The organism is Marinobacterium sp. NO-S09, from assembly GCF_059179545.1.
This window is the reverse complement of the sequence record NZ_CP168954.1, coordinates 3,252,177-3,264,871: the sequence shown is the minus strand read 5'-3', so window position 1 is coordinate 3,264,871 and position 12,695 is coordinate 3,252,177. Positions and strand designations below refer to the sequence as shown.

Sequence of the window (12,695 nt, the reverse complement as noted above, 5' to 3'; positions counted from 1 at the left end):
CCAGGCGTTAGAAGAATGCTTGAATACCTGTTTGGGCTCGACCCAGAATCAGTGCATGCACATCGTGGGTACCTTCGTAGGTGTTGACGGTTTCCAGGTTGACCATATGGCGCATAACGCCGAACTCGTCGGAAATTCCGTTGCCTCCGTGCATGTCGCGAGACATGCGTGCCACATCAAGTGCCTTGCCGCAGTTGTTGCGTTTGATCAGCGAGACCATCTCGGGTGCCCAATTGCCACTATCCATTAAACGCCCGATCTGCAGTGCACCCTGCAAGCCCAGTGAAATTTCGGTCTGCATGTTGGCCAGTTTCAACTGGACCAGCTGGTTAGCGGCCAGCGGTCTGTTGAACTGCTTGCGGTCAAGTGTGTACTGGCGTGCTGCGTGCCAGCAGAACTCGGCGGCGCCCATGGCGCCCCAGGCAATACCGAAGCGGGCCTTGTTGAGGCAGCCAAAGGGGCCTGCCAGACCGCTTGCATTGGGAAGAAGATTTTCTTCGGGTACGAAGGCTTCATCCAGCACAATTTCACCGGTAATACTGGCACGCAGGCTTAGCTTGCCTTCAATTTTGGGTGTCGAGAATCCTTCGGTGCCGCGCTCGACGATGAAGCCTTTGATCTTGCCGTCATGGGCTTCCGATTTGGCCCACACAACGGCCAGGTCTGCGATGGGACTGTTGGTAATCCACATTTTCTGGCCGGTTAGGCGGTAGCCGCCATCTACTTTTTTGGCGCGCGTGATCATGGAGCCCGGGTCAGAACCGTGGTCTGGCTCGGTCAGGCCGAAACAACCGACCCATTCGCCACTGGCGAGCTTGGGCAGGTATTTGCGTTTCTGCTCTTCGGAACCATAGGTTTCTATGGGATACATAACCAGCGATGACTGAACGCTCATGGCTGAACGATAACCAGAGTCGACACGCTCAACCTCACGGGCGATGAGTCCATAAGCGACATGGCCAATACCGGCGCCGCCGTACTCTTCAGCGACGGTTGGTCCGAGAAGGCCCATTTCGCCCATCTCCCTCATGATCTCCCGGTCAAAACGCTCCTCGCGGTAAGCACTGAGAACTCGAGGCTGCAGCGACTGCTGGCAGTAAGCATGGGCCGCATCACGGATCTGGCGCTCTTCTTCAGTTAATTGCTGCTCCAGCAGCAAGGGGTCATCCCAATTGAAGCTTGCAAAGTTGGACATCTGTGTACTCCCGATTTATTTAATGCTCGTTATCTACTGGTGTTTGTGTTCCGGCGAACAGCCGCACCGGAGTTGTTGAGTCTTTATTGCCCGTTAACCAGCTGCGCAGAGGCTGGCAGTCGCTCTGCAGGCAAAGTTGCATAGGGCTTGTGAATGCTGAGTCCGGCAGGATCAGCTCAGGTATACCCAAGGAGGCAGCGGGGCGGCTGATCCACCAGCCATCGACCAGGCGGGCATCAGATGCGGGCTCCATGCCCGCACCACTTTGCTGCACTGCTGATTCCACCAGCAAAAATTGCTGGCCACTGAGGCGGTATTGTTCATACCAACCGCTATGTTCTACGGAGTGCTGCCACCGCAGGGTGAAGCTATCGGTCTCAATACATCGAACTTCCATTGCTGCGGTTAGTAATCCGATACACAGCAGGCTCATATCAAACGGGCTCCGTAGAAAGGCTTTTGCCGCGTCGAACCTGGAACCAGTGCCAGGCCAGGAAGGCTGCCCCAAGTGCAAGTCCGATCTCGTCCGTAATCGGCATGGCGACAACCATGCAACCTGCTGCAGCAGTGGCCCAGAGTCTTTCCGGCCAGTTTAGAGGCGCATACAGATAACCGATGGCTGCCGCGCCCCAGAGTGCGATTGCAAAGACTGCTTTGAATGTTACCCAGGCGCTCATCAAGAGGCTGTCGCCCTGGAGCATTAGCGCCGGGGCGTATACCGCCATGAATGGCAACAGGAAACCGGCAATGGCGATGCGCAGACAGATCATCGAAATGCGCATGGCTGGGGCATTGGCGATGGGCGCGGCGGCAAAGGCGGCGAGTGCAACCGGCGGTGTAAGGTTGGCCATGATGCCGAAATAGAACACGAACATATGAGCGACGATCACCGGCACACCGAGCTGAACCAGCACCGGCCCGGCAATAGAGCTGGTAATGATGTAATTGGGAATCGACGGAATACCCATGCCCAATACAATGCAGGTCAGCATTGTTAGCACCAGGCTCAGAAACAGGCTTGATTGACCAATGTCGACGATAGCTGAGCCGATCGTAATGGGCAGGCCTGTCAGGGTCAGAATCGCGATGATTACACCGACCACGGCACAGGCAATACCGACACCGGTTGCACTGACGGCGCCTTGGGCAAGGCTGTCGAGACAGAGCTTAAGAGTGTCGCGGCCTCCCTTGAGAATAAGTTGCGGCAGGATAAGTATCCCAATCAGGGCGAAGATGGCACCGGCGCCGTACTTGAAGAATGCCGAGCATGCCAAACCGACCATAATCCAGAAGGCTACCTTCATATAGGTTTGGCGCAACGGACCGGATAAGGCACTGCCGAGGATCAGCACAACCGTAAGCAGCAGGCCAATGGTACCGGCAAACAGAGGGGTATAGCCGCCAAATAGCAACCAGACCAGCGTCATCAATGGGAGTAGCAGATACCAGCGCTCTTTCAGTGCCAGCAAAGGCCGGGGGCATTCCGCTTTGGGTAAGCCCTTCAGGTTGCAGCGGCCGGCTTCCAGGTGGACCATCCAGAGGACGGTCGCAAAGTAGAGCACAGCTGGGATGGCGGCAGCCTTGACCACATCTACATAGGGGGCGCCAATGGTTTCCGCCATGATGAAGGCAACGGCACCCATCACCGGTGGCATGATCTGCCCCCCCATGGAAGCGGTTGCTTCAACAGCACCGGCAAACGCGGGACGATAGCCAAAACGCTTCATGAGCGGAATAGTAAACAACCCGGTCGTTACTACATTGGCGATGCCTGAGCCGGAAATGGTGCCCATGATGCCGGAGGAAACCACTGCAACCTTGGCCGGGCCGCCTTTGGTGTGGCCGACAGTGCCTAACGACAAATCATTAAACAGGCCAACCATTCCGGCCTGCTGCAGAAAACTGCCGAACAGAATAAACAGAAACAGATAGGTCGATGACACGAAGGTGGGAATACCGAAAATTCCCTCGGTGCCAAGGAAAAGTTGCTGCAATACCTGGTCAGGCGCATAACCTCGATGCCCCAATGGTTCGGGCAGGTACTGGCCGAACAATCCCCAGAGCAGGAATAGACCGCAGACCACTGCCAGACCAATGCCCATACAACGTCGAGCACCCTCGAACACCAGTGCAACCATCAGCGTGCCCACGATCAGGTCCTGGGTTTCTGGCAAGAAGCGCTGCATGATGTCCGCTTCAAAAATCCAGTGATAGAAACCGAGCGCAAACCCGGTTAAACCCAGAGCCCAGTCATACCAGGGAACCTTGTTCTGACCTGACCCGTTTGCCCGGTAGAGCGTTAGAGCCAGCAATATCAGGAAACCCACGTGAACAGAGCGCACCACCAGACTCGACAGCGGTGTGAACACGGCGGTGTACAGCTGGAACAGGGAGAAGGCAATGGCGATACAGTAAAGCGGTCGAATGAGCATGGCTGCGCGTGTCTCGACCTCCGGCGCCGTATCCGGCACCGGATGAGTGCTTGCATCCGTCATATTAATATCCGCAGATCATGGGGCCCCGAGAGGCCCCTGGCATTATTACTTGATCAAACCAACTTCACGGTAATACCGCTCGGCACCGGGGTGCAGAGGAATGGGCATGCCGTTCAGTGCATTTTCCAGCTTGATCTGGCGTCCCGCTGCATGAGCGGCTTCAAGGCGATCGCGGTTATCAAACAGCTCGCGAGCCATCTTGTAGGCAGTGTCATCTGCAACATTTGTGGAAGTAACCAGGAAGTTAACCACCGCCACGGTGGAGACATCGGTGTCCTGGCCATCGTAGGTTCCGGCAGGAATAGTGGTAGAAATATAGGCTGGGTTGTTGAGCGCTTTCGCAACATCAGCGCCAACCGGAACGATCGTGATATCCAGCGCAGTACTCAGGTCGCGAATAGAGGCTACCCCAAGCCCAGCCGACTGCAGCGTTGCATCGATCTGACGGTTCTTGATCAACTCCACTGATTGGCCGAAGGGGAGGTATTCCACTCGGCTGAAGTCGTCGTAGCTCAGGCCGGCTGCACCAAATACCCGGCGGGCATTCAGTTCTGTACCAGAGCGGGGCGCGCCAACCGAAACGCGCTTACCTTTCAAATCCGCCAGAGATTTAATCCCTGAGGCTTTGCTCGCCACGATTTGAATGTAGTTGGGGTATATGGCGGTCAAGCCACGCAGCTTATCTAGTTTATTGGGAAAACCGGCTTCCTTGTCGCCATTCCAGGCGGAGTTCACAGAATCCCCCAGCGCAAACCCCAATTCGCCTCGGCCAATTTGAATCAGGTTGAGGTTTTCCACGCTGGCTTTGGTGGACTGTACGGAGGCCTTTGCCCCATCTATTTCATCGTTGTAGATCTTGGATAGTGCAACGCCCATTGGGTAGTAAACGCCAGACGTACCACCGGTAAGCACGTTGATGTAGTCGGATGCCTGTGCAGACATGGAAAGAGCTGCCGTCAGAGTTGCGGCGCCCAGAGTTCGTATCAATCCTTTGGTTTGCATAGTCGTTGTCTCTGTTGGTTTGTTTTTATATCAGATCCAGCATGCAGCTCGGCTGTCAGGCCAAGTCTTAACTATACTATTTATACTAATAAATATAATTAAACAACCAAGATCGAAAAATCATCAAGTTTGTGGCAGGATGGTCATCCCTCCAAAGGCACTCGAAAACATGCAAAAACAAGACTTTGAAGCCCCGCAACGTATCAAGCGTGCTGATCAGATAGTTGAATCCGTAAAGCAGTGGGTTGTTGTTAACGGCAAGCAGCCTGGTGACCGTTTACCCAATGAGCGCGAGTTGATGGAGCAGTTTGAATGCTCCAAAGGAACAGTGCGTGAGGCTCTCAAGTCGCTGGAAGTGCAAGGGTTGGTCAGAATCAAGACAGGACCCAACGGCGGAGCAGTGTTGGAGAGAGTTCCCTATGAAAAAGCCAGTCAGTTGTTGCGAAATTTTTTGCACTTCGACCAACCGACAGGGCCTGAAATTTATGCCTTGCGAACTCTGGTAGAGCCGGAGATAGCGGCTTTGGCGACGCCGCGACTGCAGGATGAGGATTTTGCTCGACTGGAGTCACTGGTTGCCTGTTGCGAGACACCTGCAAGCAACTTTGATGAGCGAATGCAACAGCGTATAGCTGAACTGGAATTTCACGTTGTGCTGGCAGGGTGCTGCGACAATGCCATGCTTGCGTTCATTGGCCGTTTCCTGAACGACATGATTCGCGACCTGGTGATATTCAAAAAAGCACAGCTACCAGAGCAGCAGGAGTTTTCCTGCGCCAACCTGAACTATCACAAGCAGCTGATGGATGCTTTTCGCAAGCGCGATGCTGATCTCGCACGTGAATTGATGAGAGAGCACATGCAGTCTGCTGAACATTTCAACCGCGAACTGGAAGGGCAGCTGCAAAAGCATTTTTTAGCTTGAGGGGAGGTAGGTGTTTTGCTGAAAGCAAAAGCCCCAAATTAGGTACATTGACAGCTATCTCCACCCCTTTTCAGCTTGTAAGTTATCAGTTTTATGCAGTTACAGCATTTAAAAAATCCTGTAACAGGTCCCTGAAATTGTCTCTGCAATAAGCTTCATTGTTTTTGATTTCAATACGCATCTCTGTCACCAGCTCAGCTTCCGTGTTCAAAAAATTCTGCCCGGTCGGTGTTTTTTTCCAGTATGCCACCCAGTTATCGAACATCTCCACGTTGATCTCAGGGTGGAATTGCACCGCCCAGCAGTTACCTCGACGATAGCTTTGTGGGGCTAGTTCGGTGGTACCCATTAGACAGGTGTCTTCAGGCAGTGTGAAGGTATCAAAGTGGAAGTCGAGCCAGGGGCCGGGGTAGTGCCATTTATCATCACAGGCCAGGACCTCAACAAACCCAATCTCTGGTTTAGGTAGAGTCAAGGCTTCGCCGCCCATTGCACGGGCAATAATTTGACTGCCGAAGCATATGCCGAAAAGGGGTTTATCACTAGCTAAAATCGTCCTTAGCCAACCCAGTTCTTTTTCAATCCAGGGTAGTGAATCGTCATGGGCGGACTCAGGACTACCCATGACGAAGAACATGTCTGCTTCTTGTGAAGCCGGCAAATTATCGGTGACTGGAATAACGGTCAGGCTGATGTTCAGTTCTTTCAGTAAGTCAGGTAGGCAGCCCAGAACGTCATTCCGGTCATGTACGATCGCGATTGCTGTTTTGATGTTCATGCTTGAGTCCTTTTTCGTGGCACGGAAGTTTTTGTGCATTCGCATTTGAAGTGAGGCGCTTGGCCGCTGAGACAGGTTTCTGCATCAGATAAGTTTTTGCTAAAAACGCATTGAAACATATGAAACCATATTTTATATTAATTTGACAGGCTCAAAACCACCCCTCACATAGAACAAGTTCTTTGGTGGGATGAGATGTGGTTATCAGCCGGCGGCAAACCGGATAATAAAGACACAGCGATATAAGCTGGAGAGCGCAATATGAATGAAACACCGATCACAGATCTGAATAAAGCACCGTTTCTGGATGTGGCAGACCCGAATTTTTCCATTCGCTCGGAGGCTGTCTTGGCCGCGCGTGAAAAGAGCTGGTTTGCCCGCACGCCCTATGGCATTGCGGTACTGCGCTATGACGAGATCAACAAGCTGATCCGTGATCAGCGTCTGCGCCAGGGCAGCTATGCCTGGCCGGCTCACAACAACGCTATTGGCAGCTTTGCCGAATGGTGGATGCGCATGTTGTTGAGTAAGGAAGGTGCGGATCACTCCCGGTTGCGTCGTTTGGCCAACCCGGCCTTTTCGCCGAAGCTGGTAAAGAAGATGACGCTGGAGTTCCAGAACATGGCGAACGGCTTGATCGACAGCTTCATCGAACGCGGCGAGTGCGAATTCGTATCCGAATTTTCAGAACCTTACGCCACCATGGTGATCTGTTCGCTGCTGGGGTTGCCGCTGGATGAGTGGGAGCGTTTGGCGCGTATCGCGGTTGACATGGGCCAGGCACTCAGCGTGACCTACAAGCAGGATGAGGCGCTGGTCAACGATGCGACCGACAAAATGTTTGACTATGCCCGTGAGGCGGTTGCGCTGGTAAAACGCAATGGCTTGGGTGAAGACTTCCTCAGCTATCTTGTCAAAGCCAACCTGGAAGATGAGAACGCGCTCAGTGAGGAAGAACTGTATGACATGATCGTGCTGGCGATCTTCGGGGGTATCGATACCACGCGCAACCAGATATCACTCGCGATGGACACCTTCCTGCAGAATCCTGACCAGTGGACCTTGTTGGGTAAACAACCGGAGTTGGCTCGCGCGGCGGTAGAAGAGGTGATGCGGGTGCGCCCCACCGTCACCTGGGTGACCCGTGAAGCCGTTGAAGATTTCATCTATCAGGGGCTGGAGATCAAGCAGGGTACAACTGTCCATCTGTTCAGCCAGGCCGCCGGCTCGGATCCGCGAGCGTTCGAAAATCCAGAGTTCGACATTACCGCCAAGCGTTGTCCGCATTTTGGTTTTGGCGCCGGAGCCCATCACTGCATTGGTCATTTTATTGCCCGTGGCGATATGACAGAAGCACTGGCGTTGTTGTCTCAGCGGCTGAAGAACATCGCCTATCAGGGTGAGCCGACTTGGCTGCCGGACAGCGGCAATACCGGTGCTAGCACAATGCCGATTCGCTTTAACAAGAGTGCTGTCGCATGACTACTCCAAGCGTAGCTATTGTCGGCAGTGGTCCGTCCGGTTGCTATCTGGCTCAGGCACTGCGCAAGCAGTGGAGTGAGAGTGAAATTAGCCTTTACGACCGGTTGCCGGTGCCCTACGGGTTGGTCCGTTACGGAGTAGCACCGGATCACCCGGGGACCAAGGCGATTGCCCGTCAGTTTGAGCGACTGTTCTCGCGTGATAGCGTCAATTTCTACGGTAACGTCCAAGTCGGACGCGATATTACGCTGGATGAGCTGCGAGACGCCTACGATATTGTGGTGCTGGCGACCGGGCTCTACGGCGATCGGGCGATGAATATCCCCGGCGAAACCCTGGCCGGTGTCTATCGTTCCGGTCCGCTGACGCGGCTGTTGAACGATCATCCGGATGAGCAGGGCAGCGAGTATCGGCTTGGCCAGCGCTGTGTCATTGTCGGCAACGGCAATGTGGCGATTGATGTCCTGCGTTTACTTAGCAAGTCCAGTGAGGAATTCGTCGGCTCCGAGGTGTCGGAGTGCGGTTTGGCACAGGTGCAGCGTGAAGCGTTGAGCCGGATCGATATAGTGGGTCGCTCCCCGCTGTTCGATGCTAAGTTCGATACCGTCATGGTGAGGGAGCTGGCCGAGTTGTCGGGTGTCAATTTCATCGTGAATCAGAAGCCGCAGGCATTGGCCGAGCAGGGGCCACGTGGTGAAGTGCTGCAGCGGCTGGCTGAAATCGAACCGAATCAGGACAGTCGTCTGGAAATCCATTTTCACTTCGGCTGGGCACCGGTACAGCTGGAGGGCGTAACGTCAGTCGAGCGCATTCACTTCAGGGCTACCGGTCATGAGTCCGTCAACCTGGTGCTCGAAGCCGACAGCGTGGTCACTGCAATAGGCTTTGCCGCCGACTCTGAGCGGGACTTCAACCGTGACGCCTTGGCCGGTCCGGATGCGGATGTCGCCGCGGGCAAACTAGATGAGGGGCTGTACTGTACCGGATGGTTCAAACGCGGCCCCCGCGGCACGATACCGGAAAATCGCATGGACTCGAAACGGGTTGCAGAGTACATCATTGCTGATTTTTCCGAGCATGGCGAAAGTCGCCCTGGTTACTCGGCCGTGGCAGACAAGCTGGTTGAGGCCACTGATTTTGCAGGCTGGCAGCGTATCGATGCTTGCGAGACCGACAGTGCACCGCAGGATCGCCTGCGTCGCAAACTGACGGATCTTTCACACATGGTAAACGTCGCGCGGCAGTGCGATTCAGGAGAACAAATCTGATGAAAATATTGGTCGTATACGGCACCGAAACCGGTAACGCGGAACTGGTTGCCGATGATATTCAGGAACAGCTGGCTGCGGACTTTGACGTCAGCTGCGAAGACATGGCCTCGGTTGATCCGACAGCGCTGAGCGAAGGCGACAGGCTGATTCTGGTGTGTTCCACCTATGGCGATGGTGAGCTGCCGAACTCGGCGCAGCCCTTTTTCAGCAAGCTGCAGGAAACACGTCCTGATCTCAGTGGAGTGAAGTTCGCGGCCTTCGGTCTGGGCGACAGCTTCTACGAAACCTTTAACAAGGGTAGCGCCATCATGGCGGATGTGTTGATTGAATTGGGGGCTAGCGAAGTGGGTGAGCGTGGTGTACATGATGCCTCCAGTGGCGAGATGCCGACCGATGTGGCACTGGAATGGCTCGGTGGCGTAGTTGCTGAGCTTGCCTAAGCTGATGACAGGAGAGGCACCTATGACACCACAAAAAACGAAGCCGCTACGGATCTGCGTGATCGAAAACGGCCTGGTGCCAGATGTACTGGCCGATCAATACGAGAGTTACCCGCAGATGGTAGCGCGATGGCTCGGTGAGGCCCTTTCGGAAGCACGGTTCAGCAATGTTAGCGCTGTTCAAGGAGACAGTCTGCCACCACCTGATGCCTTCGATGGTTATGTCCTGACGGGCTCCAAATTCAGCGTCTACGAGGACATTGACTGGATTCACCGTCTACGAGCATTCGTACATGCTTTGGGGCAACAGGGGCGTCCGGTTTTTGGCATTTGTTTCGGGCATCAGTTAATGGCCGAAGCCTTTGGCGGAAAAACCGCCAGAGCCGAGCAGGGCTGGGGAGTTGGCGCCCAGCCCTACAGGTATTCGGTGGCGGATGTATCTGATGGCTCGGCCTTGGTATTCCATCAGGATCAAGTCGTGCAGTTACCTCCCGGAGCGAAAGTTGCCGGCGGGTCGGATCATTGCCCTTTCGGAGCGCTGGAGTATGAGTTTCCTGCGCTGTCTGTTCAGTATCATCCCGAGTTTACGCCCGACTATGTGCGCGCATTGGCCGAACTCTATGGTGGCTCAAGCATCAGTGAGGACCTGGCTCAGGCGGCAATGGACTCGATAAACACCCAGCTTGTGGACAATAAGCGCATTGCGAGCTGGGTCGCAGGTTTTTTCCGACAATTCTGCCGGTGATGTACCCCGATACCCGTTGATCAGCAGTGTAGTGATGAATACGGGTTAAATTTTAGTTGAAACATATAAAACCATATCTTATTTTATATTTGTTTCCACGGTCAGCCAGACGCGGATACAGATCAAAAAATAACAAGCGGTTTCCCCAATCTGGGCCGCACAAAGGAGAGTCTCTCAATGACAGCACTGGATCTTCATAGAGAAATGAACACACGCTCCTCCGTAACCGATGAGCTGGGACAGCGCATCCGCGAGGCTGGTGTTGAACTGATCTACTATCAGGTGGTAACCCTGACCGGGCGTGTAATCGCCAAAGTGGTGCCTGCACGTCACTTGCTGCGTAACCTGGAAAAGGGTGTGCAGTTCCACCGCACGGCGATTTGCGACCTGCAATCAACCCGTGATGGCGTTCTGCTCGGGGGGGGAGCTCAGGCAGCTGAATTCACTGCAATGCCCGACATCTCAACTTTCAATATCCTGCCCTGGGATAGAACCATCGCATCCTTCTTCTGCCGTGTGTATGAGCCGGAGCACATCCCTGAAATTGGTGGCAGCCCGCTGGCCACCGATGCGCGCGGTCTGTTGCTGGATACGCACAAGGTGTTTGTAGAGCAGACCGGCATGGTACTCAAAACCGGTCTCGAGCCGGAAATGTCCTGGATCGGTGACGGCTTGGAAGTTCATGTTCGTCCGGGTGCCAGTCCTGCGTACCACCTGGGTAATCTGGAGCTGATGCGCCCGATCCTGAAGAAAGTGATGAGCTACGCGACCGAAATGGGTCTGGATATGATCGAGGGTGACTATGAGGACCCGGGTCAGCTGGAACTGAACTGGATGTTTGATGACTGTCATCTGACGGCCGACCGCATGATGACCTACCGTCTGATCTGTCGGCAGGTTGCACAGGAATGCGGTGTCAAGGCCAGCTTTATGCCCAAACCGACCACTGGCAGCATGGGTAATGGTTGTCACCACAACTTCAGCCTGTGGAGTGACGGCCAGAACATGCTGGAAGAGAAGGGACGCCGCGAACTGCACCTTACCGAAGTCGGACAGCATGCCCTGGGTGGTGTGCTGAAACATGCGCCGGGCTCCATGATCGTGATGGGCTCTACTGTCAACTCCTACAAGCGCTACTGGGACACTGGACTGTTTGCACCCAGCCGGGTGAACTGGGGAATGGATAACAAGACTTGTACCGTGCGCCTGTCGGCCAATGGTCGTCTGGAATACAAGATTCCGGATGCCAGTGTGAACCCCTACCTGTCACATACGCTGCTGCTGGCGGCTATGAAGGATGGCATCGAGAATCGGATTGATCCGGGCGAGCCGGATGGCAGCAACAGCGTGCCTCAGGACATTGATGATGCTCGTATTCTGCCGAAAACGCTGGGCGATGCGATTCAGGCATTCGATGAAGATGCCGTGGTTCAGGCTGCTATGCCGAAGGAGATGGCCGAGCTGTACCGTGCTCTTAAGCGTGATGAATGGGCCCGTTTCTGTGCCAGCGTGACCGACTGGGAGCAGAAAATGTATACGGAGTACCTGCCGTGAGCCAGACCCAAGACAAGACGCTGCGCGTCGTATGTGCCGACCTGCCGGCGCCGCCATTGTTTTGGCGTGACGACCAGGGAATCCGCCATGGTTACGAGGCCGACGTGGCGCGCCTGTTGGCTGACAAGCTTGGACGTGAATGTGAGTTCGTCTACCGCAACTGGGCGGATTTCTATCCTGCTCTGGATGCGAATGATGGTGACATGCTGTTGTGCGGTCAGGGGATTTCGGAGTATCGCAAGACCTTGGGAGATTTTACCGAGCCCTATGCGGTCTTCGACGAGGCCGTAATGGTCATGGCTGGCAGCGACATTCAATCACCGCAGGACCTGGTCGGTAAGCGGGTCGGCGCAATTGCCGATAGCTTGAACATGGCTCTGGCGGAAACCTTCGAAGGGTGCATTACAGTACCTTTCAGTGGCGACACCGACGATGTGATGGGCGACATGGTAAAAGCGCTCCGTGCAGGAGAGGTGGATGCTTTTGTCGACGATGATGTCGCACTGGTACCCCTGGCCGATGAAGCAGACCTTGCCATTGCCTTCGTAGTGAAGACGCAGAACGCCTGGGGCATTGCCGTCAGCAAGCAGTCTGATGCCGGCTGGTTGGCCTCAGTGGACAAAGCACTAGTAGAGGCTAAACAGGATGGCAGCCTCAAAATTTTGTGGCAGCAATGGATGCCAACACTGAAATATCCATTCTGAACAACTTTCCCGCCCCGTCCTAGGGGCGGTCTTTTTAAAGACTAGACACTAGAGATGGCAGCTCGCTCTAAGTTTCTCGTGTAGATCCCCAGAAAACTCCACCA

12 protein-coding genes are annotated in these 12,695 nt (G+C 54.6%); 7 read left to right on the top strand and 5 right to left on the bottom strand.

Annotated elements, in window-relative coordinates; translation table 11 throughout:
- Positions 1 to 7: 7 nt before the first annotated feature.
- Genes O3C79_RS15040 through O3C79_RS15025 form a run of 4 tightly spaced genes read right to left on the bottom strand, consistent with a single transcriptional unit; the run spans position 8 to position 4,632 of the window.
- On the bottom strand, positions 8 to 1,195 hold the full coding sequence (locus O3C79_RS15040) for an acyl-CoA dehydrogenase (protein ID WP_076462657.1): 1,188 nt from the start codon (positions 1,193 to 1,195) through the stop codon (positions 8 to 10).
- 19 nt (positions 1,196 to 1,214) lie between these two features.
- Positions 1,215 to 1,628 carry a DUF1850 domain-containing protein gene (locus tag O3C79_RS15035; RefSeq protein WP_494383766.1) on the bottom strand — a complete coding sequence of 138 codons (414 nt, stop codon included), beginning with the start codon at positions 1,626 to 1,628 and terminating at the stop codon, positions 1,215 to 1,217.
- A 1-nt stretch (position 1,629) separates the two neighbouring features.
- Entirely contained in the window at positions 1,630 to 3,690 is a 2,061-nt protein-coding gene (locus O3C79_RS15030; protein WP_494383765.1) for a TRAP transporter permease, read from the bottom strand.
- 45 nt (positions 3,691 to 3,735) lie between these two features.
- Positions 3,736 to 4,632: a TAXI family TRAP transporter solute-binding subunit gene (locus O3C79_RS15025; protein WP_494383764.1), complete on the bottom strand. Its 897-nt coding sequence runs from the start codon at positions 4,630 to 4,632 to the stop codon at positions 3,736 to 3,738.
- Here O3C79_RS15025 and O3C79_RS15020 point away from each other — a divergent pair.
- The gene (locus O3C79_RS15020; protein ID WP_494383763.1) at positions 4,631 to 5,617 is read left to right on the top strand and encodes a FadR/GntR family transcriptional regulator; all 987 of its coding nucleotides are present in this window, start codon (positions 4,631 to 4,633) and stop codon (positions 5,615 to 5,617) included. The genes O3C79_RS15025 and O3C79_RS15020 overlap by 2 nt on opposite strands.
- Before the next feature lie 91 nt (positions 5,618 to 5,708).
- On the opposite strand, the gene O3C79_RS15015 is transcribed toward O3C79_RS15020, so the two are convergent.
- Positions 5,709 to 6,395 carry a type 1 glutamine amidotransferase gene (locus O3C79_RS15015; protein WP_494383762.1) on the bottom strand — a complete coding sequence of 229 codons (687 nt, stop codon included), beginning with the start codon at positions 6,393 to 6,395 and terminating at the stop codon, positions 5,709 to 5,711.
- Between the two features lie 261 nt (positions 6,396 to 6,656).
- Between O3C79_RS15015 and O3C79_RS15010 the strand changes: the two genes are divergently transcribed.
- The 6 genes from O3C79_RS15010 to O3C79_RS14985 all read left to right on the top strand — a co-directional run bounded on the left by O3C79_RS15010 (position 6,657) and on the right by O3C79_RS14985 (position 12,591).
- Entirely contained in the window at positions 6,657 to 7,877 is a 1,221-nt protein-coding gene (locus O3C79_RS15010) for a cytochrome P450 (protein WP_494383761.1), read from the top strand.
- The gene (locus tag O3C79_RS15005) at positions 7,874 to 9,145 is read left to right on the top strand and encodes an FAD-dependent oxidoreductase (protein WP_494383760.1); all 1,272 of its coding nucleotides are present in this window, start codon (positions 7,874 to 7,876) and stop codon (positions 9,143 to 9,145) included. Before O3C79_RS15010 ends, O3C79_RS15005 begins: the two co-directional genes overlap by 4 nt.
- On the top strand, positions 9,145 to 9,588 hold the full coding sequence (locus tag O3C79_RS15000) for a flavodoxin domain-containing protein (protein WP_494383759.1): 444 nt from the start codon (positions 9,145 to 9,147) through the stop codon (positions 9,586 to 9,588). The genes O3C79_RS15005 and O3C79_RS15000 overlap by 1 nt, the downstream gene beginning before the upstream one ends.
- 22 nt (positions 9,589 to 9,610) lie before the next feature.
- Complete coding sequence (locus tag O3C79_RS14995; protein WP_494383758.1) at positions 9,611 to 10,333, top strand: type 1 glutamine amidotransferase; 723 nt, start codon at positions 9,611 to 9,613, stop codon at positions 10,331 to 10,333.
- 177 nt (positions 10,334 to 10,510) lie between these two features.
- Positions 10,511 to 11,887, top strand: a complete 1,377-nt coding sequence (locus tag O3C79_RS14990) for a glutamine synthetase family protein (RefSeq protein WP_494383757.1) — start codon at positions 10,511 to 10,513, stop codon at positions 11,885 to 11,887.
- Positions 11,884 to 12,591, top strand: a complete 708-nt coding sequence (locus O3C79_RS14985; protein ID WP_494383756.1) for a substrate-binding periplasmic protein — start codon at positions 11,884 to 11,886, stop codon at positions 12,589 to 12,591. Before O3C79_RS14990 ends, O3C79_RS14985 begins: the two co-directional genes overlap by 4 nt.
- Positions 12,592 to 12,695: the final 104 nt, after the last annotated feature.

Excerpts from the sequence above, each read along its gene's own strand:
- O3C79_RS15030 (WP_494383765.1), bottom strand. The coding sequence starts at position 3,690 with ATGACGGATGCAAGCACTCATCCGGTGCCGGATACGGCGCCGGAGGTC.
- O3C79_RS15010 (WP_494383761.1), top strand. The coding sequence starts at position 6,657 with ATGAATGAAACACCGATCACAGATCTGAATAAAGCACCGTTTCTGGAT.
- O3C79_RS15005 (WP_494383760.1), top strand. The coding sequence starts at position 7,874 with ATGACTACTCCAAGCGTAGCTATTGTCGGCAGTGGTCCGTCCGGTTGC.
- O3C79_RS15020 (WP_494383763.1), top strand. The coding sequence starts at position 4,631 with ATGGAAAGAGCTGCCGTCAGAGTTGCGGCGCCCAGAGTTCGTATCAAT.
- O3C79_RS15025 (WP_494383764.1), bottom strand. The coding sequence starts at position 4,632 with ATGTCTGCACAGGCATCCGACTACATCAACGTGCTTACCGGTGGTACG.
- O3C79_RS14990 (WP_494383757.1), top strand. The coding sequence starts at position 10,511 with ATGACAGCACTGGATCTTCATAGAGAAATGAACACACGCTCCTCCGTA.
- O3C79_RS15000 (WP_494383759.1), top strand. The coding sequence starts at position 9,145 with ATGAAAATATTGGTCGTATACGGCACCGAAACCGGTAACGCGGAACTG.
- O3C79_RS15035 (WP_494383766.1), bottom strand. The coding sequence starts at position 1,628 with ATGAGCCTGCTGTGTATCGGATTACTAACCGCAGCAATGGAAGTTCGA.
- O3C79_RS15015 (WP_494383762.1), bottom strand. The coding sequence starts at position 6,395 with ATGAACATCAAAACAGCAATCGCGATCGTACATGACCGGAATGACGTT.
- O3C79_RS15040 (WP_076462657.1), bottom strand. The coding sequence starts at position 1,195 with ATGTCCAACTTTGCAAGCTTCAATTGGGATGACCCCTTGCTGCTGGAG.
- O3C79_RS14995 (WP_494383758.1), top strand. The coding sequence starts at position 9,611 with ATGACACCACAAAAAACGAAGCCGCTACGGATCTGCGTGATCGAAAAC.